35 protein-coding genes are annotated in these 25,777 nt (G+C 44.5%); 11 read left to right on the forward strand and 24 right to left on the reverse strand.

The window, feature by feature from the left end:
• Positions 1-26: 26 nt before the first annotated feature.
• The 12 genes from sucC to QUE65_RS09130 form a co-directional block, all read right to left on the reverse strand.
• Positions 27-1,193 (reverse strand): ADP-forming succinate--CoA ligase subunit beta, encoded by a 1,167-nt coding sequence (gene sucC / locus QUE65_RS09075; RefSeq protein ID WP_215370055.1) that lies wholly within the window; start codon positions 1,191-1,193, stop codon positions 27-29.
• A 152-nt stretch (positions 1,194-1,345) separates the two neighbouring features.
• On the reverse strand, positions 1,346-1,843 hold the full coding sequence (recX, locus tag QUE65_RS09080) for a recombination regulator RecX (RefSeq protein WP_286280777.1): 498 nt from the start codon (positions 1,841-1,843) through the stop codon (positions 1,346-1,348).
• Complete coding sequence (gene recA, locus QUE65_RS09085; protein WP_286280779.1) at positions 1,843-2,937, reverse strand: recombinase RecA; 1,095 nt, start codon at positions 2,935-2,937, stop codon at positions 1,843-1,845. The genes recX and recA overlap by 1 nt, the downstream gene beginning before the upstream one ends.
• Positions 2,938-3,124: 187 nt before the next feature.
• Positions 3,125-3,661, reverse strand: coding sequence for a DUF2878 domain-containing protein (locus QUE65_RS09090; RefSeq protein WP_286280780.1), 537 nt, complete (start codon positions 3,659-3,661; stop codon positions 3,125-3,127).
• A gap of 10 nt (positions 3,662-3,671) precedes the next feature.
• On the reverse strand, positions 3,672-4,166 hold the full coding sequence (locus QUE65_RS09095) for a DUF3833 domain-containing protein (protein WP_286280781.1): 495 nt from the start codon (positions 4,164-4,166) through the stop codon (positions 3,672-3,674).
• An 83-nt stretch (positions 4,167-4,249) separates the two neighbouring features.
• Positions 4,250-4,819: a chalcone isomerase family protein gene (locus QUE65_RS09100; RefSeq protein WP_286280782.1), complete on the reverse strand. Its 570-nt coding sequence runs from the start codon at positions 4,817-4,819 to the stop codon at positions 4,250-4,252.
• A 109-nt stretch (positions 4,820-4,928) separates the two neighbouring features.
• Positions 4,929-7,073 (reverse strand): sodium:solute symporter family protein, encoded by a 2,145-nt coding sequence (locus tag QUE65_RS09105; RefSeq protein WP_286280783.1) that lies wholly within the window; start codon positions 7,071-7,073, stop codon positions 4,929-4,931.
• Positions 7,074-7,075: 2 nt separating this feature from the next.
• Positions 7,076-7,339 carry a DUF4212 domain-containing protein gene (locus QUE65_RS09110; RefSeq protein WP_286280784.1) on the reverse strand — a complete coding sequence of 88 codons (264 nt, stop codon included), beginning with the start codon at positions 7,337-7,339 and terminating at the stop codon, positions 7,076-7,078.
• Between the two features lie 62 nt (positions 7,340-7,401).
• Positions 7,402-7,968 carry a tetratricopeptide repeat protein gene (locus tag QUE65_RS09115; RefSeq protein ID WP_286280785.1) on the reverse strand — a complete coding sequence of 189 codons (567 nt, stop codon included), beginning with the start codon at positions 7,966-7,968 and terminating at the stop codon, positions 7,402-7,404.
• Positions 7,959-8,255, reverse strand: coding sequence for a hypothetical protein (locus tag QUE65_RS09120; protein WP_286280787.1), 297 nt, complete (start codon positions 8,253-8,255; stop codon positions 7,959-7,961). The genes QUE65_RS09115 and QUE65_RS09120 overlap by 10 nt, the downstream gene beginning before the upstream one ends.
• A 139-nt stretch (positions 8,256-8,394) precedes the next feature.
• Positions 8,395-9,042, reverse strand: a complete 648-nt coding sequence (locus tag QUE65_RS09125; protein WP_286280788.1) for a 3'-5' exonuclease — start codon at positions 9,040-9,042, stop codon at positions 8,395-8,397.
• Complete coding sequence (locus tag QUE65_RS09130; RefSeq protein ID WP_286280789.1) at positions 9,032-10,939, reverse strand: DUF294 nucleotidyltransferase-like domain-containing protein; 1,908 nt, start codon at positions 10,937-10,939, stop codon at positions 9,032-9,034. Before QUE65_RS09130 ends, QUE65_RS09125 begins: the two co-directional genes overlap by 11 nt.
• 127 nt (positions 10,940-11,066) lie before the next feature.
• On the opposite strand from QUE65_RS09130, the gene QUE65_RS09135 reads away from it, so the two are divergent.
• Positions 11,067-12,332 carry a putative Na+/H+ antiporter gene (locus QUE65_RS09135; protein ID WP_286280791.1) on the forward strand — a complete coding sequence of 422 codons (1,266 nt, stop codon included), beginning with the start codon at positions 11,067-11,069 and terminating at the stop codon, positions 12,330-12,332.
• A gap of 1 nt (position 12,333) precedes the next feature.
• Entirely contained in the window at positions 12,334-13,044 is a 711-nt protein-coding gene (locus QUE65_RS09140; protein WP_286280792.1) for a haloacid dehalogenase type II, read from the forward strand.
• Here the strand turns inward: QUE65_RS09140 and QUE65_RS09145 are convergent.
• On the reverse strand, positions 13,022-13,267 hold the full coding sequence (locus QUE65_RS09145) for a hypothetical protein (RefSeq protein ID WP_286280793.1): 246 nt from the start codon (positions 13,265-13,267) through the stop codon (positions 13,022-13,024). The genes QUE65_RS09140 and QUE65_RS09145 overlap by 23 nt on opposite strands.
• Before the next feature lie 70 nt (positions 13,268-13,337).
• Between QUE65_RS09145 and QUE65_RS09150 the strand changes: the two genes are divergently transcribed.
• Complete coding sequence (locus tag QUE65_RS09150; RefSeq protein ID WP_458574754.1) at positions 13,338-13,985, forward strand: VTT domain-containing protein; 648 nt, start codon at positions 13,338-13,340, stop codon at positions 13,983-13,985.
• Positions 13,986-13,991: 6 nt separating this feature from the next.
• A complete protein-coding gene (locus QUE65_RS09155; protein ID WP_286280795.1) occupies positions 13,992-15,170 on the forward strand; it encodes an FAD-dependent oxidoreductase in 1,179 nt (392 codons plus the stop codon).
• Here the strand turns inward: QUE65_RS09155 and QUE65_RS09160 are convergent.
• Together QUE65_RS09160 and QUE65_RS09165 are read right to left on the reverse strand one after the other, a co-directional pair.
• Complete coding sequence (locus QUE65_RS09160) at positions 15,167-15,583, reverse strand: carboxypeptidase regulatory-like domain-containing protein (protein WP_286280796.1); 417 nt, start codon at positions 15,581-15,583, stop codon at positions 15,167-15,169. The two genes, QUE65_RS09155 and QUE65_RS09160, sit on opposite strands and share 4 nt — an antisense overlap.
• A 292-nt stretch (positions 15,584-15,875) precedes the next feature.
• Positions 15,876-16,235, reverse strand: a complete 360-nt coding sequence (locus QUE65_RS09165) for a DMT family protein (protein ID WP_286280797.1) — start codon at positions 16,233-16,235, stop codon at positions 15,876-15,878.
• 115 nt (positions 16,236-16,350) lie between these two features.
• Here QUE65_RS09165 and QUE65_RS09170 point away from each other — a divergent pair, with 115 nt between their 5' ends.
• Both QUE65_RS09170 and QUE65_RS09175 read left to right on the forward strand, forming a co-directional pair.
• Positions 16,351-16,527, forward strand: coding sequence for a hypothetical protein (locus QUE65_RS09170; RefSeq protein ID WP_286280798.1), 177 nt, complete (start codon positions 16,351-16,353; stop codon positions 16,525-16,527).
• Positions 16,528-16,568: 41 nt separating this feature from the next.
• Positions 16,569-16,832 (forward strand): hypothetical protein, encoded by a 264-nt coding sequence (locus tag QUE65_RS09175; RefSeq protein ID WP_286280799.1) that lies wholly within the window; start codon positions 16,569-16,571, stop codon positions 16,830-16,832.
• Here QUE65_RS09175 and QUE65_RS09180 read toward each other — a convergent pair whose 3' ends face one another.
• The 4 genes from QUE65_RS09180 to QUE65_RS09195 all read right to left on the reverse strand — a co-directional run bounded on the left by QUE65_RS09180 (position 16,833) and on the right by QUE65_RS09195 (position 19,530).
• A complete protein-coding gene (locus QUE65_RS09180; protein WP_286280800.1) occupies positions 16,833-17,012 on the reverse strand; it encodes a hypothetical protein in 180 nt (59 codons plus the stop codon).
• A gap of 17 nt (positions 17,013-17,029) precedes the next feature.
• On the reverse strand, positions 17,030-17,449 hold the full coding sequence (locus tag QUE65_RS09185; protein WP_286280802.1) for a DUF2452 domain-containing protein: 420 nt from the start codon (positions 17,447-17,449) through the stop codon (positions 17,030-17,032).
• A 161-nt stretch (positions 17,450-17,610) separates the two neighbouring features.
• On the reverse strand, positions 17,611-18,387 hold the full coding sequence (locus tag QUE65_RS09190) for a ferredoxin--NADP reductase (protein ID WP_215370109.1): 777 nt from the start codon (positions 18,385-18,387) through the stop codon (positions 17,611-17,613).
• A gap of 54 nt (positions 18,388-18,441) precedes the next feature.
• The gene (locus QUE65_RS09195; protein ID WP_286280803.1) at positions 18,442-19,530 is read right to left on the reverse strand and encodes an alkene reductase; all 1,089 of its coding nucleotides are present in this window, start codon (positions 19,528-19,530) and stop codon (positions 18,442-18,444) included.
• A 63-nt stretch (positions 19,531-19,593) separates the two neighbouring features.
• On the opposite strand from QUE65_RS09195, the gene QUE65_RS09200 reads away from it, so the two are divergent.
• Genes QUE65_RS09200 through modA form a run of 3 tightly spaced genes read left to right on the forward strand, consistent with a single transcriptional unit; the run spans position 19,594 to position 20,994 of the window.
• Positions 19,594-19,794 (forward strand): hypothetical protein, encoded by a 201-nt coding sequence (locus tag QUE65_RS09200; protein WP_286280805.1) that lies wholly within the window; start codon positions 19,594-19,596, stop codon positions 19,792-19,794.
• A 7-nt stretch (positions 19,795-19,801) separates the two neighbouring features.
• Positions 19,802-20,242 (forward strand): hypothetical protein, encoded by a 441-nt coding sequence (locus tag QUE65_RS09205; RefSeq protein ID WP_286280806.1) that lies wholly within the window; start codon positions 19,802-19,804, stop codon positions 20,240-20,242.
• Positions 20,239-20,994 (forward strand): molybdate ABC transporter substrate-binding protein, encoded by a 756-nt coding sequence (gene modA / locus QUE65_RS09210; RefSeq protein WP_286280807.1) that lies wholly within the window; start codon positions 20,239-20,241, stop codon positions 20,992-20,994. The genes QUE65_RS09205 and modA overlap by 4 nt, the downstream gene beginning before the upstream one ends.
• A gap of 53 nt (positions 20,995-21,047) precedes the next feature.
• Here modA and QUE65_RS09215 read toward each other — a convergent pair whose 3' ends face one another.
• The 5 genes from QUE65_RS09215 to QUE65_RS09235 all read right to left on the reverse strand — a co-directional run bounded on the left by QUE65_RS09215 (position 21,048) and on the right by QUE65_RS09235 (position 24,354).
• Positions 21,048-21,368 carry a helix-turn-helix domain-containing protein gene (locus QUE65_RS09215; protein ID WP_286280808.1) on the reverse strand — a complete coding sequence of 107 codons (321 nt, stop codon included), beginning with the start codon at positions 21,366-21,368 and terminating at the stop codon, positions 21,048-21,050.
• A 721-nt stretch (positions 21,369-22,089) separates the two neighbouring features.
• Positions 22,090-22,476, reverse strand: coding sequence for a hypothetical protein (locus tag QUE65_RS09220; protein ID WP_286280809.1), 387 nt, complete (start codon positions 22,474-22,476; stop codon positions 22,090-22,092).
• A 157-nt stretch (positions 22,477-22,633) separates the two neighbouring features.
• Positions 22,634-23,119 (reverse strand): peptidoglycan-associated lipoprotein Pal, encoded by a 486-nt coding sequence (gene pal, locus QUE65_RS09225; RefSeq protein ID WP_286280811.1) that lies wholly within the window; start codon positions 23,117-23,119, stop codon positions 22,634-22,636.
• A gap of 320 nt (positions 23,120-23,439) precedes the next feature.
• On the reverse strand, positions 23,440-23,949 hold the full coding sequence (locus QUE65_RS09230; protein ID WP_286280813.1) for a hypothetical protein: 510 nt from the start codon (positions 23,947-23,949) through the stop codon (positions 23,440-23,442).
• A gap of 54 nt (positions 23,950-24,003) precedes the next feature.
• A complete protein-coding gene (locus tag QUE65_RS09235) occupies positions 24,004-24,354 on the reverse strand; it encodes a hypothetical protein (protein ID WP_286280814.1) in 351 nt (116 codons plus the stop codon).
• A 160-nt stretch (positions 24,355-24,514) separates the two neighbouring features.
• Between QUE65_RS09235 and QUE65_RS09240 the strand changes: the two genes are divergently transcribed.
• A complete protein-coding gene (locus QUE65_RS09240; RefSeq protein WP_286280815.1) occupies positions 24,515-24,820 on the forward strand; it encodes a high-potential iron-sulfur protein in 306 nt (101 codons plus the stop codon).
• Positions 24,821-24,849: 29 nt separating this feature from the next.
• The gene (locus QUE65_RS09245) at positions 24,850-25,287 is read left to right on the forward strand and encodes a CBS domain-containing protein (protein ID WP_286280817.1); all 438 of its coding nucleotides are present in this window, start codon (positions 24,850-24,852) and stop codon (positions 25,285-25,287) included.
• Positions 25,288-25,777: the final 490 nt, after the last annotated feature.

Raw genomic sequence — 25,777 nt, forward strand, 5'->3', positions numbered from 1 at the left:
GTGATTTCCTCAAATTAGATGGTCGCTTACTTGCCTTGAACAGCCGCAACAACTTTCGTTGCCGCTTCGGCCATGGAATCAGCACTGATGATGGGTAATCCGGAGTCGGCCAAGATTTTCTTGCCTAACTCTTCATTGGTACCCTTCATCCGAACCACCAAAGGAACAGATAAATTCACTGCCTTACACGCTGTCACTACGCCATCGGCAATCACATCGCATCGCATGATGCCGCCAAAAATATTGACCAAAATGGCCTTCACGCTCTTGTTCTTGAGCATGATCTTGAAGGCTTCGGTTACTTTCTCTGCCGTTGCGCCACCGCCCACATCCAAAAAGTTGGCGGGCTGGCCACCAAATAATTTGATGGTATCCATCGTGGCCATTGCCAGACCCGCACCATTTACTAGGCAACCAATATTGCCATCCAAGGAAATGTAAGCGAGATCAAATTTAGATGCCTCAATCTCAGCAGCATCTTCTTCGTCGACATCGCGATAGGCCACGATTTCAGGATGGCGATACAGCGCATTTGAATCAAAGTTAAATTTCGCATCGAGAGCCTTAATCTTGCCATTGCCCTCAAGAATCAGTGGATTAATTTCGACTAGAGATGCGTCCGTATCCCAGTAGGTTTTGTAAAGATTCTTCAATACCTCACGCGCTTGAGCTTGCGAACCTTCCGGAACCCCAATACCTTTACTCAGTTGATCGCACTGCGCATCGCTTAAACCAGTTAAGGGATCTACAAACACTTTGATGATTTTCTCAGGAGTCTTTGCAGCGACCTCTTCGATATCCATGCCGCCCTCACTGGAGGCCATGACCACCACTTTCTGAGTGGCGCGATCGGTCAAAATTCCCAAGTAGTACTCTTTTTTAATATCAGCGCCGTCCTCAACGAGTAAACGACGCACTTTTTGTCCTTCAGGTCCTGTCTGATGGGTCTTTAATTGCATGCCCAGAATTGCACTGGCGTATTGCTTTACCTCATCCATGCTTTTGGCTACTTTCACGCCACCACCTTTACCGCGACCGCCCGCATGAATTTGTGCCTTTACAACCCAAACTGGTCCACCTAACTTCTTTGCTGCTTCGATGGCCTCATCAACACTAAACGCTGGAATACCATTGGGTACCGGTACATTAAATTGGCGCAGAATCTCCTTGCCTTGGTACTCATGAATTTTCATAGCAACTCCTGGAATGATTAAATTTCAACGCCAGCGTGAAAAGCTATTTTCCTTGATGAGGCCCCTGGGTCATTGACCCAAATCAAGGCAAAAAAGGCTTAATACGCCCTCAAAAGACCCATAAGTCTAACATTTTCACTGCACCAAATTGGCTATTTTGAGGGGGTCCGGCCGCTAATGAGTCGATTGACGAGCTCTGGATTAAATCCTTTTGAAACCAAGAATCGGTACTGTTTGGCACGCTCCTTTTGGTCGGAGGAAATTTCACCAAATTTACGTGCCCATAAGGCTTGGGCGCGCTCAAATTCAGAAGAGCTTAACTCATGACTTAGACTGGAAATCATATTTTGATCAATTCCAGCTCTCTGTAACTCATCGGCCACGCGACGCAAACCGTAGCGCTGACTTCGCCGTCGAACAAGGGCTTGCGCATACCGCTCATCAGATAACCAACCTTTCGCCTCAAAGTCATCCAAAATCGCAGTAATTTGCTCCTCAAAATCGACCGGCGGATTGTTATCCGTTTGACTACCTAAGCGTTGTAACTTTTGAGCGAGTTCATAACGACTGTATTCACGTCGGGATAAAAGACGCAAAGCCCGAGCTTTAAGACTCGGGCTTTGTTTAGGAACGCGATCGAAATCTGGCATTAAGCGCTCGCTGATTCAATCTCCTCATCGTCTAAGGTTTCGCTAATGAGGGTACCGCCACTCTTAACACCAAGCTTTTGTCGAATCTTGGCCTCGATCTCCTTTGCGATCTCAGGATTCTCTTTTAAGAATTCGCGCACATTATCTTTACCTTGGCCGATGCGATCACCGTTATAGCTATACCAAGCGCCTGACTTTTCAACGATCTCGGCCTCAACGCCCATATCGATAATTTCGCCTTCACGGGAGATGCCCGAGCCATACATGATGTCAAAGATTGCTTCGCGGAACGGTGGCGACACTTTGTTCTTCACGACCTTCACACGGGTCTCGTTACCGATCACATCATCACCCTTCTTGATGCTGCCAATCCTACGAATATCAAGGCGCATCGAGGCATAGAACTTAAGTGCATTACCGCCAGTCGTGGTTTCTGGCGAGCCAAACATCACACCAATCTTCATCCGAATTTGGTTAATGAATATCACCATTGAATTCGTGCGCTTGATGGTGCCAGTTAACTTACGTAAGGCTTGGCTCATCAGGCGTGCCTGCAAGCCTGGCAATGAATCACCCATATCGCCCTCAATCTCGGCTTTAGGTACTAAGGCTGCCACCGAATCAATCACAATTAAATCAATTGAGCCTGAGCGCACTAGGGCGTCGGCAATTTCCAATGCCTGCTCACCGGTATCGGGTTGGGAGATCAGTAAATTATTAACATCGACACCTAGCTTCGAGGCGTACTGCACATCAAGCGCATGTTCTGCATCGATAAATGCGCAAGTACCACCGAGCTTTTGCATTTCAGCCACAGCATGCAACGTCAATGTGGTTTTACCGGAAGACTCTGGACCGTAGATTTCGATCACACGGCCACGTGCGAGACCGCCCACGCCTAAGGCGATATCGAGGCCTAGGGAGCCACTCGATACCACTTGAATATCTTGGTTAATCTCTGCATCGCCAAGACGCATAATCGAGCCCTTACCAAACTGCTTCTCAATTTGGGCCAAGGCGGCCGTTAGTGCTTTTTGCTTCTCACCGCTCATCCCTGCAAACTCTGATGAGGCTGATTTTTTCTTGTCGTCCATGGCCATCCTTTTCTTAATTTTGGTTCGGTTTTGCTCGAATAATTACTTTATTTCATACTGTATGCTTACTGTATATAAAAACAGTATTGTTTGCAAGTAGGGATTTCTGATTTATTTGTATGAGTGGCTTGATATTGAGTTAAGTAAGTGCTTATTTACTTATAATTAATTGATTTATATGGATTAATTATTTTTCTTTGGCAAAATATAGAAATACTGGCATTGCAATGGCCCAAACCACCGCCAAGTAAATCAATGCAAAAACCCGATCCTCCGGGCTTGGCCAGGAGGCGGCACCAAGGCGCACCCCCGCTTCGTAACATAGCGGTCCCGCAATAGCCCCCAAAACGGCAGCTAAACCATTTTTACCCTGCAACCAAGCCATCGACTCTTTCAGAGTGGTCGCAAAGACCAGCCATAGTGCCCACATCCAGACCGGTGAAATGGCAGCAAATGGAAAGTCCGACTCAAACCGAATCCACCCCAACTGAACCAAAATCGTGTCCGCAATCAGGCCATAAATAAATACTTTCAGAAGTAGTTCATGTTCGCTGCGGGCATTCTGATACAACCAGAGATAAATCCCGATGCAAATAAGCGAGATGGCGAGAGCCAAGCCAATTTGATGATGAGCTGCACCTAAGATGCAAGCAAACCAACCAATCTGAAATAAAACGAAATTCCAGATCTTGCGCCAAGTACCTCGTGAAATGACTAGATTCACAATAATCAATCTAGCGTTTATAGAAAGCTAAAGTGACTTCACCTAAATAAATTCCGAACTTACTCATTTCGGCTTTATTGAGCATGACCTTATCGTCCATCAGGTACATCCAATCATTAAATTGCACATGGTAAGTTTTCCCATCCACTGGCAAAGCCAAGGTGTAGCGCCAGTTGAGCGCATTACCCGCTAATTCACCCACCGCTTCACCAATCACGTCACTGGCCGTGCCACTGTAACGACCGGGGGCCACCTCGGTGAGCGTCCAAATCCGTTTTTGCTTGGTGCCATCGGAGTAAACAAAATCTTCGTCTAACGTTCCGACACGCTTTCCATCTTTCATTTCCCATTTCGCTTTAATCAGAACCTTAAAGCGCTTAACGACTTCGCCACTTCGATCGGTAAAGATGCCATACGCATCAATTTCACCGTTAAAGTAAGTCGCTAAATCGAGCTTTGGCTGCTCCTTGCTATACATTTGCACGCTTGGACTGGAGCACGACATTACCCCTATCGATAGGAGAGAAACCAAAAAAATGGTTGTTAGACGCTTGAGTCTAGTAAACATAGTAGGTACCAAATAAAGAATTAAGGATTAGGGCAGTTTGCTGCAATTAGAGCGGGTGGACAACGACTGGCAATCAGCGCCGAGCGTAACCTTGGCGCACTGGTTCGTTCATCAAGCCAGATGCCAAAAAAGGCTTTCGCAAATGCGTCGCCAGGAACATCACCAACGGGTTTGCCGTTGTGTAAAAACAAAGTACCCCGATCGGGCAAGTGAATACCAATCAAGGTGTCCCCCGAAGCAATATCAGGAAAAATTTTCTCAAGACTTTGCAACCAAATCATTCGCTGCTTTTCAGAAACACCTAAGCGAGTCATTTCATCGATCGTGCGCTTAGCGAGATCAGCGCCCTTAAACGATCGAATGTAATGAATTTCGAGAGCAAATCCGTTTTGGCCTTTTGGATCAGCTACGTAATAGCGAGCGTCATAGACATCAAAACCCCAAAATGTAAGTCTTCCCTGACCTTGCAGGCTTGCACTCTCAATGTAGCGATAAACCGGCGATTTGCCCCCTGAGGCATTCGCAGACACCCAACTCGGCCCCAAAAGAGCAAGCAATAAACAAGTGATTCGAATATAGGTCCAGTTCATGCCGTTTAGCATAGAGGAGTTTTGTGACCCTTGCACAAAGCCATTTACTAAAGGCCTAAATAAAAAAACCCGCTCCGAAGAGCGGGTTTTAAATGCTAGAGCCTTTATATTAGTTTGCGACGGTATTCACCGTATCGCCACGTAACGTTGGATAACGAACATGGTCGATCAACTCCTGGATCTCTTTCTTAGGAGCTGGGGTTACCAAGCTTACCAAAATGAGAACCGCAAAACCGACTGGCACTCCGAAGATACCAGCCGAGATTGGCTGAATACCCCACCAGAGTTCAACTGGAGATGTCACATTAAACACGCCGCGCAACCAGGGCTGGGTCATGATCATGTAGTAACCAGTGACTGCTAAGCCGGAAACCATGCCTAGGCAAGCACCTGCTTTAGTAGCTTTCTTCCAAAAGATTCCCATTACCAAGGCGGGGAAGAAGGATGCTGCAGCAAAGGAGAACGCTGCGCCCACCAAGAACAAGATATCTGCTGGTTTTTGAGCTGCTACCCAAGCTGCCGCCAGAGCCACAACGAGCAACAAGGCTTTCGAAATCGCAACGCGACGAGCTGCAGAAGCGTTAGGATCGATCATCTTGTAGTACAAGTCATGCGACAAAGCGTTAGCGATGGTCAAGAGCAATCCGTCAGCAGTTGACAGCGCAGCAGCCAAACCACCCGCTGCCACCATGCCGGAAATCACATAAGGTAAGCCGCCAATTTCTGGGGTTGCCAACACGATGATGTCACCACCGATAGTCATCTCAGCCAATTGGAAGATACCGTCCTTATTGATATCGGCTACCGACAGAAGCGCAGGGTCAACTTTTGCCCATGCTGCAATCCACGCTGGTAACTTATCAAACGGCGTTCCAACTAGAACGTTAAAGACCTCGTATTTGACCAAGACTGCTAATGCAGGCGCAGTGAAATACAACAAGAAGATGAAGAACAATGACCAGGTCACAGACTCACGAGCTTGTTTTACCGACGGGGTCGTGTAAAAACGCATCAGAATGTGTGGCAAGGCAGCTGTACCCACCATCAAGCAGAAGATCAATGCCAAGAAGTTACGGCGTGATGTATCAAATGCGGTACGTGCTTTTTCGTCACCATTGGGATCGCCCGCAAACTGCTGAGCATGACGGGGCATATTTGCTAATGGGTTTGCACGATTATTCGCACCGGTTCGCTGGGCAGTCCAAGCTTTCTTCGCAGCTTCCGCATCTTTTGGAACGGCAGCTAGGGCTTTTTCAGCAGCAGCAATTTCAGGCGCAGGAGCATTCGCAGCTTTCAAATCAGCTACTTTCTTTTCAGCAGCTTCTTTATCGGCAGCTAATGCAGCTGGAACATCTTTTAACTTCTCTCCGAGCGCATCAGCACGTGCTTTGAAAATCGCACGAACTTCAAGCTCTTTTGGATCCTTGATGAGTTCTGCTTCACGAGCGGTCACTTTTTCAAGCTGTGAACCATAGATCAACTGAGGAATTGGGACACCGGTTTGCTTTACCGATAACCAAACCACTGGAATCATGTAAGCAATAATCAGAATGATGTACTGCGCAACCTGTGTCCAAGTTACCGCACGCATACCACCCAAGAATGAGCACACCAAGATACCAGCAAGACCCACGAAAACACCAACCTCGAAGTCAATACCGGCCAAACGTGTCGTAATCAAACCGACACCGTAAATCTGCGCAACCACGTAAACGAAGGAGCACAAAATGGCAGCTAAGATTCCGATAAAGCGCGGGAGATTGCCGTCGTAGCGTGCACCCAAAAAGTCTGGAATCGTGAACTGGCCAAATTTACGGAGATACGGAGCAAGGAATAGTGCCACTAAGCAATATCCACCCGTCCAACCCATAATGAAGGCTAAGCCGCCATAACCGGTGAGGTACAAAGTACCCGCCATACCGATAAACGATGCTGCCGACATCCAGTCTGAACCGGTTGCCATTCCGTTATAGACCGCCGGCACGCGCCGTCCTGCCACGTAGTATTCCGCAGCATCATTGGTACGACTCATCACGCCGATACCAGCGTAGAGCAATACGGTTGCGCCCAAGAAGACGTAACCAATCATGGCGCGGCCCATGCCCATTTGCTCGGCAATACCAACGAGAACAATAAATGCTAAAAAGCCAAGGGTGTAAAAACCATAGACTTTATTTAGCTGCTTTTTAAAGGCCGCATTGCTTTGGCTGGATCCGCCAAAAGCACCGCCTGAATCAGGTGTCATTCCAGCCATGATTAATCCTCCTCCACTTCGGCGCAATCGTATTCTTGATCGAGCTTATTCATGTAATGCGCGTAGTAAGCGATGATGAGAACATAAATCACTAATGCTCCTTGAGCACCAACCCAAAAGCTAAAAGGCCAGCCAAAGAAATTAAAATTTAGATCTCGCGCGTAAAAGCCAACAACAAAGGTCACAACAAACCAAATGGCTAACAAGAAACTTGTCATCCTTAGGTTCTTCGACCAATATTCTTTTTGCGATTCTGTTAACTGCATAACAGTTTCTCCTTAGGTTATTAAAAACATCTACAACAAACTTCGTACTTCAACATCATTAGCTAAGCCGTTAAACCGGTCTCCCGTTCCAACTGTTTAGCAAATTTGGGCTCAAACTCCTTTAAGTGCTTGATGATTTTTACCGCTTCTTCAGGCTCTTGGCGATCCACATAAACCCTTGCTAATTGGTACCAACCATAAGGGCTCATGGGCTGAAGTTGGGTATTTTTCTTTAAAGCCTTCACAGCATCATCAAAACGGCGCTGCTGAATTAGGGTTAGCCCTAGTCCGTACCATGCTAAATCCAGCTTTTCATCCAGCTTTAACGCCTTACGAAAACTAAATTCGGCATCTTCGACCTGCCCCGTCTCTTCTTGTAAAAATCCGAGGTTGTACCAAGTTTGGGCGTTGGCATCTGAACGCGAGACCACTTTTTTGTACATTTCAATCGCACCAAGTTTGTCGCCTTCCTGGGTCTTTAAATAGGCCAGACTTGATAACGCATATGGATCGTTTGGAAACTCAGCGAGCATTTGGTCAAAAATTTCAATTGCCTTTTGACGAAGGCCCAGAACAATAAAGACTGAGGCGTAAAAACGAAATAAATACCAACGAAGCTTTACTGACATATTTCGATCCCAATCGTAATGCAGTGCTCAATCTTAGCGAGCGTGACCGCCATATAAAGAACGGCAATAATGCAAAAGGCAACGAAAGGCGTTTGATGGTCCGCAATTTGCTTGGGCGAAATAAACCGTGCAATCTTGGTCCACGGTTTATTGATAATCTGAAAAATCTGATAAAAAAGATTGGTATCTCGCTTTTGCCCAGATAAAACAAACAACAATGCCTGGCCCATTAAAGCGAGTCCGCCAATATATAAAATTAGTTGTGCAATGTTGAGAAATAAAAGCACAGAAGCCTTTTGGGAATTGAAAAAATGCCAATGGGGATTATGGTTGGGTCACAAAAATGCCCAAATCAGTGATTTCCCTAGTAATTTAAAAATACTTGGCTAAGTGCTAAGGGCTTACCCTTAATTTGTAAAGTTTAATTTACGCTCTGGGGATCCAGGCCCCCGCTTTGGCTAGGTTTTTAAGCTCAGCAAGGCTCTTTGCCTCTTTCCGAATTGAATTCCACAGACATAAAAGCAATTCACATGTGGCAAGCGTGTCCGCTGCAGCCTGATGGCGAACGCTGCATTCAATACCAAAAAACTGTAACCAGTCATCTAAGGCTCGTGCTTTGGGATGAATGCCTGATACTGCAGCCAACGGTTCAATATCAATCCAATCATTTGCTAGCGGTGATAGGCCAAATCGTTTGTAAGCGCGGGTAATCATGCCCTGATCAAAAGGAGCATGAAATGCGAGTAAGGGGGAACTGCCCACCCAATGTCGGAAATCCTCCAACACTTCAACCGGTGGTTTGCCAGTTGTTTGTGCACCGACGCCAATATGGTGAACCAAGATATTGTCTTTATCGGACGCTAAATCTTGTTTTAAGACCGCTTCAAAACTATCCCCAATCACAATCGTAGGTTTTGTGAAGCCCGGTCCAACCTCAATCGCAATGGCCGCGATCGCAAGCAAGCGATCACGACTAGGATCCAAACCTGTTGTCTCTACATCCAACACAACCCAACGACTGGGTTCAATTCTGGATTGGCTAATTCCAAAACGGCCTAATAGATTAGCGAACATAATCGAGTTCAAGTCGTTGCTGCAGATTACGGACCTCCGAGAGCGACTCCCGCAAAATTGTCTTATCGACAGTATTCAATTTATCAACATCGACCGCATTGGGATTGCCACCAATCGCATGGCCATCAATTTGCGCAGCAAGCCGTAAGGTCTGCAAATACTCAAACGCCGCAATCCATGCAAGACTTTCGGCCTCATCCAGGTTTAATGCACGGCCAATCGCCGCTAATCGCTCACGCGTATTCACAGCACTAATACCATTCGCTAGCGAATAAATACGGGCACAGTCAACCACGATTGCGGTACCCTGTAGTTTGATATCGATGATTTGCTTACCATCGAGGTCTTTGGTTTCTAAACTACCAAACCAATTGAATGGCACTTTCCATTTCAATGAGTTTTCAACGAGTAATTTGATAAATCGTGGCGTAGCCTCGGCGCGCTTTACAACATACTCGCGCAATGGCTCGAGCAAAGACTCATTCCCCGCAAGCGCTCTAAAGTCAAAGAAGATGCTGGCATTGAGAAGATCCTCTGGATTACCCTGCTCAATCCAGCGTGCAAAACGCTCTAGCCACTCTTGTTGACTGATGCAAAGCTCTGGGTTACTTGCCATAATGTTTCCCTTGCACAAGGGATACCCGCATGCATGAAGTGCCTGATTGACATCCTTCGCAAAAGCTAAATAGTGACTCTTCTGAGAAGCTTCACTATCTATATAAATCAACGCATTGTCTTGGTCAGTGGCAATCGTTTGCTCACTACGCCCCTCAGAACCCAGTGAGATCCAGGCAAAACTCTCTAAATTTAAATGATGCTGTTTAGCAAAGAGAGTGATGAGTTGTGCGGTCAACACATCATTGAGATGACTAATGAGTGCGGTTAATTGCCTTGCCTGCACTCCCTGACCCAAAAGATTACGAGCAAATTTACGAATATTGCTTGCACAATCTTTTAAGGTGTCTACATCCTCAGCCGACCGAATCGCACTGCTAATATTATTAAGCGATAAACGTTGCAAAGAGAATAAGTCGCGTTCAGAAATGATTCCAACCAGTTCCTTGCCCCGCAATACTGGTAAATGGCGAATGTGATAACGCGACATCGTAAGACCAGCAGTCTCCGCGGTATCGTCAATCGACAAAGTTTTAACGGATCGCGACATGACCTGTGCAATCGGTGTAGTTAGGGGAACTTGAGCAAGTGTCACACGACTTAAGACATCGTAACGGGTCAAGATACCAACAATACCCCCGCCTTCGTCGACCACCAAAACCGAGCCTACCTTTTTATCATGAATCAACTGCAATGCATCTTGCAAGGAAGTATTTGGACTTACAGAGATTGGCTTTTTTAAATGAAGATCCCGCAATGGACTCTCGAGGGACTGCTCGGTTAATGCCTTAGATGCAAATGTATTTCTGAGTGCCGCTCTGGATTCCTCAAGCAGCTTGAGAATGCGATTGTTTAGAAAATCACTAAATGGCTTCGATTGACTTGCCAGTTCGTGCATCCGCTCCAATGGCAATGCCAAACAAAAACAATCATCGACCGCTACATACTTCACGGTTGTTGGAAGCCCAGCATAGCACGCACTGACTGCCAATATATCGCCAGGATCTAATTCAAATCCCGTTTCCTCAAAGCCAGGTATCAAACGCCGACCGGATACCCGTCCTTGCCGTATTAAGTACAGGGCTTTCGGAACGCCATCGGCAGGCGAAAGAATGACCTCCTGTGGGGCAAAGTACGATTCCACCGAGTAGCGAAGAAAAAAATCAACATCTTCTTCTGCCATCTGCGAAAAAGGCAAAATGCGCATCAACTGCTGGCGCAAATTCTGAACCAGGCTATACGAAATCGAAGGCTTTTTTAAACGATCACCAGATTCCATCATCTCGATTCCTCAATGTAAATCAGCGATAAAGGGTTATTTCATTATGATGACTATGGAATTCGTTATCAATACAATGACAGTATTGCGGGTATTACTGATTGTTTTAGTCAACTTCTAGGAAACAACTATGTCGATGTCGCCAACCCTGATCAATATTGTTAGCACAACAATTTTTGCCTTGGCAGTCATTCACACCTTCTCAACAAAATTTTTTGAGCATCTTGCGCACAAACAACCCAATCATGCGGGGGTATGGCATCTGTTGGGCGAGGTTGAGGCAGTCTTTGGTTTTTGGGCCATGGTCCTCGTTGCCTTCTTCTTCATGCATACCGGCAATCAGGCAACCATTCAATACCTAGAGAGTTTGAACTTTACCGAGCCTTTGTTTGTCTTTGTGATTATGGTGATTGCTGCCAGTAAACCGGTCTTAGAATTTTGCTTACTGCTCGTTAATCGCGTAGCAGCACTGATTCCAATCAAAAAATCGGTTTCATTCTTTTGGGTTACCCTCTCCCTCGTTCCTCTCCTAGGCTCGTTTATTACTGAACCGGCAGCAATGACTGTAGCCGCGTTACTTCTTCGTGACTACTATTTCTCCAAAAAGATTTCTCCAAAATTGATGTATGGTGCACTTGGTGTCTTATTTGTTAATGTCTCAATTGGCGGTACCTTAACTCCCTATGCCGCTCCTCCAATTTTGATGGTTGCCGCTAAGTGGAATTGGGATATTGTTTTCATGCTTCAGGAATTCGGCTGGCGCTCTGCATTGGCAGTATGCGTAAACTCAGCTATATTGACAGTTCTATTTAAAAAAGAATTAGCAGGATTGACAGCCAATCCGAATGAAAAACGGCTTGATGCCATTCCATTTAGCGTCATTCTCATCCATCTTCTCTTTTTGCTGGGTGTAGTTGTCTTTGTGCACCATTCAGTTATTTTCATGGGTCTTTTTCTCTTCTTTATTGGCTACACCACGGCGTACGCGCGCTATCAAAACAAACTTATTTTTAGAGAGAGTTTGATGGTGGCGTTTTTCTTGGCAGGCCTAGTGGTTCTTGGGGGGCAGCAAAAATGGTGGTTACAGCCTCTGCTAGCTAATTTAGATGCCGATACGGTCTACTACGGCGCGACTGCTCTCACCGCCATTACCGATAATGCAGCCCTCACCTATCTTGGATCATTAGTGGATGGCTTATCCGATGAGTTTAAATATGCGTTAGTGGCTGGAGCAGTTACGGGCGGAGGCTTAACCGTGATCGCAAATGCTCCTAATCCAGCTGGGTACTCCATTTTGCGACCCAGTTTTGAAGATGGCGCAATTAGTGCTCTCTACCTCTTTATTGCAGCACTACCGCCAACCCTCGTTGCGATTATCGCTTTCCGCTTTATATAAGATGCGATATCAGCTAATTGCATTTGATGCCTATGGAACCCTATTTGATGTGTACTCCATCGGCACACTTGCTGAAAAGCTATTTCCAGGTCAAGGCAAAGCGCTCTCACTGCTATGGCGCGATAAACAACTTGAATATACGCGCCTCATTTCATTGGCAGACCCCAATCCGTTAGGCAGTCAACATTACCAATCCTTTTGGGATCTGACAATTGCAGCCTTGCATTTTTCTTGTGCACAATTAAAACTGGGCCTGAGCCCAGACAACGAATCAACCCTTCTGAACCAATATGCTCAACTTGATTCTTTTCCAGAGTCTGCTGCGGTTCTCGAAAAGGTAAAAGCAACGGGTATTAAAACGTGCGTTCTCTCCAACGGTAATCATCAGATGTTATCTTGGGCAAACCAGTCAAGTGGATTGGATCAATACCTTGACCGAGTGATATCGATTGAAGAGGCCCGTCAATTCAAAATTACGCCCAGTAGTTACCAATTGGTTCTGAATTATTACCCTATCCCAAAAGATCAAATCTTATTTGTGTCGTGCAATGCTTGGGACATCATTGGTGCCAATTGGTTTGGCTTTGATACCTATTGGGTCAATCGCTACCAATTGCCGTTTGAGAAGATTGGTCATCCGCCTACTTACGTTGGCCCCAATCTTGATGCGCTGATACCCTGCCTTGGTTCTACTCCATCAGCATTGCAATAAATTCATAAATTAAGTATCCCACCCCAATTGCCAGCGTGGTGTATACAAAAGTCTGAACAAAGGTTTTCCCCAGGGCACCAAGGCGTTCGAGCAAAAAGGCTAAAAATGTGGAATCAGGGTTGGGGTCATTTCGCCAATCACGATAAGCGACTCCAAACTGATAAAGATTAAAAATCAGCCAAAGCACGAGGGCGACTTGAATGGCGATAACAATATATTGCATGCCGTCATTCTAGAGCTTTTTAAGCCCTCCCCAATATCATTACAATCGCAGCAACACATAAAGGCTGATCTTGGACTTTTCCTACCTCATCGATTTATTTCTCAATCTAGATAAAAACCTTGCGCTGATTGCCAGTGAGTGGGGTACCTGGATTTATGTTCTCCTTTTTGCAATTATTTTTATTGAAACTGGCTTAGTTGTCATGCCATTCCTCCCCGGCGACTCCTTATTATTTGTTGCCGGAGCACTCACTGCAGCAGGTGATTTGAGTTTGCCAGTTCTCATGATCTTCCTTACCAGTGCCGCCATTTTGGGTGATGCTGTCAATTACTCGGTTGGGCGATTTGTCGGCAATAAAGTCTTCTCGTGGGAAAACTCACGATGGTTTAATAAAAAAGCGTTTGACGAAGCGCATGCCTTTTATGAAAAATATGGACCCATCACGATCGTGATCGGTCGCTTTCTACCGTTTGTTAGAACCTTTGCCCCCTTTGTGGCCGGTGTAGCCCAAATGCGCTATCCCGTATTTGTTTTCTACAACATCATTGGGGGCATCATTTGGGTCTGTAGCTTAACGGGGCTAGGCTATTTGATTGGCGAGCATCCATGGGTAAAAAGTAATTTTTCGATCGTCGCATTAGCAATGATCATTATTCCTGGTCTACCTGCTCTATGGATTTTTTTGAAAGAACTAACCGCTCGCTTTCGAAAGCGTTAAAACCCTATGTCAAATCCAGCGCAACCCATTTGCATTATTGGTAGCGGCCTAGCAGCCTATACCCTCATTCGTGAGTATCGCAAGATCAATGCAGAGCACCCCATCACCCTAGTGACTCAGGAAGCTGGTGATTTTTATTCTAAGCCGATGTTATCGACTGCGATCGCTGGTCAAAAATCTGCCGAGCAACTCGTCACGAGCTCGGCAACCAAAATGGCTGAGCAATTCAATCTTGTCATTCATACTCATACAACAGTTCAGCAGATTGATCCGGCACATCAAAAAATTTCTGTGATGTCAAATAATGGGCAATCCTTTGATATTGAATACAGTCAATTGGTTTTAGCTCTGGGTGCTGATCAAATTCGCGTTCCGATGAATGGAAATGCTAATCATGAAGTTCAAACAGTCAATGATCTTCAGGATTACGCTCGTTTTCGTAAGCAACTTGATGGTAAGAAAAAAGTGGTCATTCTTGGTGCAGGTTTAATTGGCTGTGAGTTTGCAAATGATTTAGCAAGTGGTGGCTATCACGTAGAGCTCGTTGATCTTGCTAATCAAGCCCTCAGTCGTCTATTACCTAAACCGATTGCGCAAGCACTTGAACAGCGCTTATCGAGTCTTGGTGTCTTGTGGCATTTGGGAGTCAGTATTCAATCAGTATCTCGGGATGGCGATCAACTTCAAGTCATCCTGACGAATGGCGAAATAATCCAAGCTGATTTGGTCTTATCGGCTTTGGGGCTAGCCCCGAGAATTCAATTGGCGAAAGAAGCAGGCATTACTACCAATCGAGGAATTGTTGTCAATCGTCAGCTAAAAACTAATCTCCAGAATATTTATAGCCTAGGCGATTGCGCAGAGGTAGAGGGTCATGTCCTCTCATATGTGATGCCAATCATGCAAGCAGCGCGTACCTTGGCGACGGTTTTGGCTGGGCAAGAAGCTTCACTCGCCTATCCAGCGATGCCGGTGATGATTAAAACACCCGCACTCCCTTTAATTGTGTCCCCACCGCCGATCGGAAGTACTGGCTCGTGGTCAATCAACGAGTTAGAGGATGGAATTGAAGGGCTCTTTCATAACAATCAGTCTGAACTGATTGGCTTTGCCTTGGCAGGCTCAGCAACGAGTCAGCGCGCTAATCTCACCAAACTACTGCCACCGATTTTGGGATCTACTTAAGGGCGCCAGAACAAGGTTAGCTTTTGCGGGTCTCCCTCTTTAAGGACGATACCGCGCTTCAGCAACTTGCCTTGATAGCTTGCCTCAACGGTGTATTGACCTGAAGGCGCATGAAGAAGCATCAAGGGGCCATCGCATACGGTCTCTAAAAGAATTTGTTGTTTGTCGTTGAGTACACGAATATCGACACCCACAATCCAAACACCGCGCCCACTACTATCAATCTCCGACATCTCTATGAGTAATGGCCACTTTTTAGCGGCTGCAAAGATGGCACTCGACTCATCACTACCAATACCGCCCGTAATGAATGTGATATTTCCTTGCGCTTTACTAGGTGGTAGCTGAGCAAGGCTGGGGCCAGATAGAAAACCGGCACAAACAATTAGGCATTGGATTAGGAATTGACGCATCAATCATCTCCTCACGGATCGCGGCTATTTCATATTCTTTTCTAAAGTTGGTTATGAACCCACTGAATTCCAGCATTTGCACTTGATGCTAGACGATAAGGCAATCAAGAAGTAACTAATAATCCCGATGGTAAAAAGAGTTGCGTCTTGAGAATCAAAGTACATTAACAAGCCAATAATGGTTATAGCAACAGCCAGACAACTGAGTATGGTTTTAGCGAACATGACTCCTCCAATAATGAATGATTAAGTATAAAAGTGATTTAGGAATTCGAATAGGGCTCAACGATCCCTATGCCCTAAACATGAAATACACGGCACCTAATAAACACAACCCCGCCCAGAGGTAATCGGTCTTAAATGGCTCGCCCATATAAAAGATTGCAAATGGTATGAAGACACTCAATGTAATGATCTCTTGGGCAATTTTTAATTGGCCAAGGGAGAAATAGTCATAGCCAATTCGATTGGCAGGAACTTGTAAGACGTACTCAAAAAATGCGATCCCCCAACTCACAAAAACAGCGATCCACCAGGGTTTAGTACTTAGGTCTTTTAGGTGGGCATACCAAGCAAAGGTCATGAATACATTCGACAGAATTAAAAGCCCAATGAATGAAAAGGGGCCAGTTAGGGAGCTAAATGTGGGCATTGGGCAATTCTCAACGGTTAGAAAGACTTCACTTTACTAAAATCGGCTGACTTTTTGATCTAGCGCAAATTATCAAAGTTACCTCTTGCTAGACTGAGGCCAACTCGAGGTGAAAATGCGACTTCTATTATTTTGTGAGCAAACTGGTGCTCGTCTAGACCCCAAACAACCGGCTGCAGTGTGTGCCGCTGCACATCACTGCGAGCCTCTCACGAACTGCCCATTGATACCCAAGCCACGAGAGACGAATCACAAAGCAAGTTCTTTCCAGCCGACCAACACTTCCTCGTAAGATAAAACTGTTTACACTCTCTATGAACGGAGAGAGCTCAAATGCGAATGGTTTTGTATCTATTGATTGCGTTAATCCCAATTGCGATGGTTTATTCACGCCTGTTGGATCGCTCAAAATTACGGGATTTTTTTATTGCCATTTCGTATCTAAGCATGATGGCATGGGCATTTTTCTTTGCCCTTGTCTTAGAAATGCTACTTCGGATTCCAGTCAAATATTCAGTAGCCATTTTGGCAATCGTGATGGCTTATGCTCATTTTCGTACCATCACTTACTTACAGAAAAAACGGCAAGAGAACTAGTTAGTCCTTACCATCTTTATTTTCAAGCCTGATTTGCATTTCCTCGTCTTGGGGCGTTTCAAGATTTAAGGGCATGTGTACCATCTTTTCACCATCCCATTTTTGACCACACCAGCACTCTCCAGCGTCATTGATGATGCAAACACCGGATCCACAACAACGGCTATCCGACTTTGTCATAGTATCACCTCATTGATTTAGTCTTCAACCACTTCCCAGGTACTATCGCCCAACTTACGGACTACTTGGCAAAAAGACCAACCCGCTGGTACACCACAACTCCACTCGCTCGGAGAGTTCTGAACTAAACGATAGGAACCCAGGCTCTGGTCTTGGTATAGATAATATTTTTTTCCATAAACTGGATTAAAACTAAATTTGGCCGCATGAACCATTTCGGTTGCATCTAAGCGGGCTTGCAGCGCTTTTGCTTGGCGCATCAAAACCGCTGCCTGCTCCATGATGCGCTCATATTCTTGATTAGCATGCGCTCTAGCAACATTGATCGCCTTGTCTTTTTCTTCACGAATTGGAACGGGTGCAAACTTAGGTGCGCCCACTTCCATAGGGTATTCAATGGCGTTATGACGGTCTGGATCGGTATCTTCAATGCGCATAATCACTGAATTCTAGTGGTTTATCACCAAAATCACAGGGCTCAACCTAGGGTTTTTAATTACTGATAAATCTGTATAGTGAAATTGACAGTCTTACGCTTAAATAAGCACTGATTTATTTCCTTTGAATTTAAGCCCCGCAAGGGGCTTCTTTTTTGGACCTACTTCTCGACAAAGGCCCTCTCAAAGACGTAATCGCCCAACTCTCCGGAGGATGGGGAAACCTTAAACCCGCGCTGATCCAATAATTCACTGGTTTCTTTAAGCATCGCGGGGCTGCCACAGATCATGGCACGATCCACCGCAGGATTGAGCTGTGGCAATCCAATATCGGTAAATAGTTTTCCAGATTCAATCGCGGTAGTTAAGCGGCCAGTATGGGAATATGCCTCGCGTGTGACCGTGGGGTAATAAATCAGTTGATTGCGCACCAACTCCCCCAAAAACTCATCATTGGGTAATTCTTTCGTAAGGTACTCTTGGTACGCAAGCTCACTCACCACCCGCACACCGTGAACTAAAACAATCTTTTCAAACCGTTCGTAGGTCTCTGGATCGCGAATAATGCTCAAAAACGGAGCTAATCCAGTTCCCGTACTAAATAGATACAAATGCTTTCCTGGATTTAGATCATCAATCACCAATGTGCCGACGGATTTCTCACTCACGAGAATAGAGTCACCCACCTGAATGTGCTGCAGTCGTGAAGTTAATGGGCCATTGGGAACTTTGATGCTGAAGAACTCGAGGTGCTCAGCATAATTTGGGCTCACCACACTATAGGCACGAGCTAATGGCTTGCCATCGACCTCAAGACCAATCATTAGGAAATGGCCATTACGAAAACGTAATCCTCGATTTCGGGTGGTAGTAAAACTAAATAAACTTTCGTTCCAGTGTTTGACAGAGAGCACGCGCTCTGTTTGATAGGTGGCCATAACTATTCGGGTGTTCGCATATAAGAATCAATCCATCCATTGTAATGAATGGTCTTACAGCGCCGGATAGTCGGTATATCCCTTTTCATTACCGCCATAGAATGTGGCGCGTTGATAGGGGTTTAATGGAGCGTTTAATTCAAACCGTTTTGGTAAATCGGGATTGGCAATAAACAACCTACCAAAGGCAATGGCATCAGCCTCGCCATCGGCAAGCGCTTTCTCAGCGCTCTCTTGATCAAAGCCCCCAGCCAAAACCACCTTACCCGTGAACAAAGAGCGAAATAATTGACCTGTACGCGGCGCATCAGCTACTAGTTGATCATTGCCCCCAGCAGTCGTTGCGCGTGGTTCAATCAAATGCAGATAAGAAAGATTAAATGGATTGAGTGCATTGATCAGGTGAGCAAATAAACCTTTCGGGTCGGAATCGGCAATGTCGTTAAATGTGCCGTATGGTGACAAACGGATTCCTACTCGACCACTACCCCATACCGGGATGATTGCCTCGAGTATTTCTAATACCAACTTACAACGATTTGCAATTGAACCGCCATACGCATCCGTGCGCTGATTGGTACGATCTTGCAAAAACTGGTCGAGTAAATAGCCATTGGCAGCATGCAGTTCAACACCATCAAATCCGGCCGCTTTAGCCTGCTCGGCAGCGTGCACATAATCGGCCTTCAACTGCCCAATCTCTTCGAGTGTTAATGCTCTTGGGGTTTCGTACTCGGCCAAGGACCACGATGCGGTGTAAACCTTACCCGCCGGTTGAATCGCTGATGGAGCAACAGGCAATCCCTCATCCGGATGCAGTGAGGAGTGAGAAATACGTCCAACATGCCATAACTGCAAAACGATCTTGCCACCCCGCGCATGCACAGCATCGGTAACCGTCCGCCATGCCGCCACCTGCGCATCACTATAAATTCCAGGGGTTGCTGGATACCCTTTCCCCAAAGGAGAGATCTGCGTCGCTTCGCTAATAATGAGTCCTGCTGAGGCACGTTGAGCATAGTACTCGGCTGCCAAGGGTCCCGGTACTCCCTCATCACTCGCACGCATCCGAGTGAGCGGTGCCATCAAGATACGGTTTTCAAGCGTCATTAAGCCAAGTGTGACGGGGGTAAATAAATTCATTGCCAACCTTTATTAAGTTCCATGTAAAGTGTGGATTTTATAGGCTATCCATATAATTTTCTGATGAACACAACAGCAAAATTTCAGGCAGGCGACCAATTAATTCATCTCAAGTCAGGCAGCCTCTATCGCGTGATTGGCCTGGGTAAGATAGAAGCTAATCTCGAAGATGTATATATCTATGAGGCGATGCGTAACCAAACCTTATGGGTTCGGCCCAAAGCCGAAATGGAAGATGGCCGCTTTGTAAGGCAAATTGGATAACGATTCGATGTTTTTAGAAGAGCACGATTTACAAACGTTAACCAAGATCGATGACTTGGAAGCAAAATATCGAGAGATTGAAGCATTTACGCGCCTACTATTTACCGATATGGAAGAGGATGAACGAACTCGTCATGAAGCCATCAAGCGCCGCTTTGAAGAACTCAAAGTGACTCTATTTAAAAACTCAGACCACATCCTAAGTCAATCCAAACATCCCGATTCAGGGTCTGCCCAAAAGGCATTGCGCGAGGCGCAGCTCAATATGATGTTTGATTGGGAACAATTTGGGCTAACCGAGGACATGTTTTTTAAGTTGTATCAATGCCATCGTAATCAACTAACTGGTGATGCCGATCTCAATGCTCGGGCTACTTTAATTGAACAGATATTAACAATTGAGACTAATCTCACCTTGCTATTCAAGACTCGCCAAATTTCTTCATGATCATTCGTAAGCTCTTTCTTATTCTCACTTGCTGCCTAGTAACTGGAATAGCAAATGCGCAAACGACGTATGTTGTTGTAGCAGCAAATATGAAAGATGCATTTATTGAGATTCAAAATCAATTCCAGAAAGAGAATAAAAGTGATCTAAAGGTCATCTATGGCTCCTCCGGAAACTTTGCCTCGCAGATCATGAACGGCGCCCCGTTCCATTTATTTATCTCAGCCGATGAACAATACCCCCTTGAATTATTCAAAAAGGGAAAGACAGTAAACGAAGGTGCTGTCTATGCAATTGGTAAATTAGCTCTAATTGCGAGTAGAAACAAAGGTATCGCTCTTGATGACTCTAGAGAAAAAATTGCAGATGCAATTAAGAAAGCAAACAAGATTGCGCTTGCAAAACCGGAACTAGCGCCCTATGGTCGCGCTAGCGTTGAGTATCTAAAAGCCATCAATTTATGGGAACTAGCAAATACGAAGATTGTGTATGCCGATAATATTGCGATGGCAGCAATGTTTGTAACGACTGGCTCTGCGGATATTGGCTTTACAGCACTCTCCATCGCCAAATCTCCTTCAGTTACTAAGCAGGTCTCTTCCGCTGAGCTAAATGATGGTTATCAGCCAATTAAACAACGTATGGTGCTCATTAAAAATCCTACGCCTGATGCAGTTCGTCTTTATGAGTTTATGCGCACACCTAAAGCAAAAGAGATATTGCACTCTTATGGATATTCAATTTCAAATTGAAACGTGGTGGACTTGATCAATAAAGCTAGGATAAGCCGCGATGGATGTAAGTATTAAGCGCGCTTCTGTACAAATACCGGAATTGCTTCTGCGATAGAAAAGATTTTTTCATCATTAGAAAAAATGGCTTCAGAGCTGCTTTGATTAAATAAATTTATATTTAATTTGTCACCGCATTTTTTGGCTACTTCAATTAAATCGTCAATATTTTCATGAAAAGCGTAAATGTTGCCATTTTCAAGATGATTGAGTTGGTTGACAGAAAATCCGGTTAATGATGAAAGCGACTGAATGCTCAGTCCACAAGTAATCCTCGCCCTATGGACAGTGCCTCCTATTTCTTTTGCTTTGCGAATGCTTACTAACGTTGCCATGATGCGTCAAGGTATTTAATAAAATTAAATCTTCTACTTCAACAACTTAGTTGTCTATTCGCTTCTAGTCTAATAGTAATACTACTTAGATATAGTGCTTAACGACATGAAAACCACTGGTGATCGTGTTTGAAAATTAACATTATGCTGACCACTTCCCTGCACGTACCTTAAAAGACTAGAGCGTTGCTAACGAGTTAGCCTCATGAAGTCTGCAAAAAAATGTGTAGTGATTGTGCTTGAAATCTAAGTATTTCAACTATATCGTTTAAAACGACATATCCCTAAACTTCACGGATGAGATATTCCCCAGTTTGAGCTTGACCAGCTCTTGAGGCCTTTTACTTTATAATTCTCAGTTCGGCGAATTAGCTCAGCTGGTTAGAGCGACGGAATCATAAGCTCGAAGTTTCTGAAAAATCCTCAATCGTTTCAAAGACATAGCACCATCTCAAGAATTGGTGCTTTACACACTGTGTGTCACACTTGATGACACACACCTTGGAAGCCTTATGGAACGGTGCTGGCCAGTTAGACACACGGAGTCCACTAGAAATTGTGCGGTGATTGTGTGAAAAATTTCGGGTAGATTAAGTTTGACGTGTCGTTTTAAACGATAGCTCATACCAACTGATACATAAAATATTCATCACAATTCAGATAAATTAAATACTATTTTTGCGCAAGCGACCTTAAGAAGGATGCGCATGTAGTTCACAGCTTATTTTGGTAAATCATTAAAAATTGCATTAAATTGTTTTTGTAATGATTCATTTAATCCAAATCTTTTTTGATTAGCCACGCCAATAGTTAAATCCTTTGAAATAAGTCCATCATAGACCTTATCCATTTCTGCATAAAAATTAACATAGGCCTGAACCATTTCTTTAAGCGGCATTTGATAATAATAAAACCGGCATTGCCTTCGAACATCAACGTAGTTTTTGAGTATTTCCACTTGTTCCTCCGATAAGGTATCTTCGGAGTCAAATAGATACTGATATTTATTAATCTTTCCCAATGGGGCAAAGATTTGTTCATGAATTATTAAGTCATCTTGAGGCGACTTAAGCTGTTTGATGCAGCTTGAGGTAGCTTTTTTAATCATAAAAAACTGCTCCCTCAAATTTTTTTGATCGAGATTATTCAAATTTGACGCGGCAATACACGAATAGCTTGTCAACACACTCATTAGAGAAATGATTAGTCGATTCATGGCTGTCTCCAGAATAAAAAAGCCCCCTCAATGAAGAGGGGGCAAAATACTACCGGTAAACAATGTCGGCCCTTCTGTTTTCCTGCCAAGCCTTCTCCCCTGTTCCAGTATTTTTTGGCTTTTCCTCACCAAAACTGACCGCTTCGATTTGATTACCATTCACGCCAAGCGCAATAAGTGCCTTTTTTACGGCCTCTGAGCGCCGCTGACCCAGTGCGAGGTTGTACTCCGACGTGCCTCGATCATCGGTATTGCCCTCAATCACAATTCGGGATTGATTGGATTTCAAATAGTCGGCATTAGCCTTCAGGAGTGGCTGGTATGAACCCTTTACTGTGTATTCATCAAAATCGAAATAAATCGACCCCTTTTGATACAACGGTGATTTTGGGTCGCTAATGGGATCGTATTTTGCCGACTGGGAACCAACAGTAAGCGGTATTACGTTATCTGTTTTCTCATCAAGCTTTGTCGAACTACATGCCGCCAAATAACAAGTAACAAAAACTAAAAAAGTTTTTTTAATGATTGACATATCAACTCCTTTCAATTGAGTGGTGAGCGTTGCATTCTGATTCGTTTTGCCAAAAAAATGATCTACCGTACGCCCGCATTTTCGAGCTGCACTTTGGACACGAGTATCGTTTCCAGATCGATAAATAGCCTGTCTTAGAGCAATAATTACAAACCAATGATTGCTTTGTGGGATAGCCATCCTTGTCAAATTTAGTATCGATATAGTTCGATAGGTTTTGACATGCAGAGCAAATCATTGGACTCACACTAAATCGTGGCGTGATCTCGCGGGCAACACAACAGGCTACCTTGTAATCACACTTGCTACAAAGAAAACAGTCATTGTGTGGCATTGCTTTTCCTCGTGGATTCCTCGATTGCATGCCATTTAATAAATGTTTCCTCAAGTAACTTCATTTTTTTCTGATTGGCCTCACCAATCGTTATTTTCTTATCAAGAAGTTCGTCATATATTTGATCGATTTGCTGATAATATTTTTTATATATCTCAACCATACTGGGCAACGGGAATTGGCTTGACAAACTTCGGCAACGATTTACAGCTGATCGAAATGTATTCAATACCCTTACTTGGCCATCATTGAGCATTGCCCTCGATTCAAGTAACCGATTCATATTTTCATTATTAAATCGCAAGAAAATAATTTCTCGATCAACAATTTGCTGATCAATTAAATCGGCCTTGTGAGAACACTGAAGAATTTGTTGCTGCACTTTATTAGCCAGCTCCAAAGTCTCTTTGGCCCCATTTTTTATGGCTTGAGCCTCAACCCCAAGCGGCAGCGCGACAACGCACCACATGACAAAATAGCAAATACGATTTTTCATAAACTCCCCAAATTCAAGACGCGCTATAAATGGCGTCTGTTAAAAAACAATCGTTTAGGAGATTATTGTTTTTGGGGGCTTATAGATGAAGTGGGCTAAACGTTGCGCCACGAAATAGTTTGGTCTGGCATTAAAGTCATGGCTACGAACGGAATCCAATTGAAAGGCTGTTTCCTCCACCGGATAACCGATCACATGCGCCATCAAGTGAAAACTCTTAACAAACTCGCCAAGTGACTTATTTTTTTGATCGACGCACTTTTCAAGAGCTACCTTATTCAACTGTTGCTCAAACTGTGCAAACTTAATGCCATTCGTAATGTAAGTATTTGCAGCCATTACCTTAAAGGCAAATACAAACAAGCAACACAGAACAACAATGGATTTGGAATGAATTTTCACCATTTGATTCTAACAATCATTACTGCATTTGGCATTCATTTTTCGTCGGTAGAAAATCTATGCAGATGAAAAATATCAATGAATTCAGTGGTTTATAAAAACCACTTTGCTAACATAGTTTTATGTTTTAAGATGGGCGCCTCAGTACTCGAAAGGAACAATCATGCAAACTAATCGTCGCCAATTTTTAATCCTATCCGCTGCCGGTGCAGCTACTTTATCGCTATCAAACTTAGTTCAAGCGCAAGCAATGGTGGCGGAGACTGATCCGCAGGCACAAGCCTTGGGATACAAAGCCGATACCACTAAAGTCGATGCCAAAAAGTTTCCAAAGCACGCGAATGAGCAAAAATGCAGCAACTGCGCTCTATTTCAAGCCAAAGGTGGTAATGCTGGCGGTTGTAGTTTGTTTGCTGGTAAGCAAGTGGCTTCTACCGGTTGGTGCTCCGCCTGGGCGAAGAAAGCCTAATTACTGATCTAAAAATAGAAGGGTTAGAAATGCCAACTGTTCAAGAGTGTCTGGACCAGAAGCCAAAACGGATTATTTCTGTTTCATCAACGGACTCTGTATTCAAAGCTCTTGAACTCATGAAATCCAATCGGGTTCGCGCCATCCTAGTGATCGATGAAGAGGGGTTGGTAGGTATTGTGTCGCAAGGCGACTGCGCAATTCGCGCCTACTTGCGAGGGCTTAATATCAATAGCACCCCCGTTTCTGACATTATGACCAAAGAGCCATTGACCGTAAAACCCTCAGATTCCATGGATCACTGCATGGCGATCATTTCCTCGAGGGGCATTCGTCATATACCCGTGGTGGATCGAAACAAAGTAATCGGGATTGTTTCTGTGGGTGATGTGGTGAAAGAGACCATGAGTCAGCTTAGTCAGAACGCTTCATTCTTGGAGACTTTTATAAAAGGGCATAGCGGTTAAAAATTTGTCCCACCCAAAGAGAGTTGAGTGTCGTTTTAAACGACGTTCAGTTGCTTTGCTTTGAAATGTTCCAATTTGATGCTGTAATTAATTCGCAAGATAACCGCAATCAAGCATTCCGCCCTCAGTTTATAAGGGCTGGTAAATCTGCGAGTAAAAATATTCAACAATGGGTTACAGTGCATTGATTTCAGCGTCTGTCATAACACCGGTGGTCATGGAGTTGAGTGGGGTCTGATTTAGGTGGTCATGGTATCTGCAGGCGTTTGTCGGGAAAACCGACATTATTGGATCTTTTGTTTTATGGGCATTTGCCTAACAACCATGTAGTAAGAATTACCCATAAAGATTACAAGGAAATGAAACTTCGAAGAACTTTATTGAAAAAATTAAGCTACATTTCTAATTGCATTAAATAGCAACATCTTTTCATGCACTTCCACTTTGGACCACCCAACTGGGTGGTCTTTTTTTATCCAAGTCCTTAGAT

Origin of the sequence: Polynucleobacter sp. HIN8 (genome assembly GCF_030297615.1) — a bacterium.
Classification (GTDB): Bacteria; Pseudomonadota; Gammaproteobacteria; order Burkholderiales; family Burkholderiaceae; genus Polynucleobacter.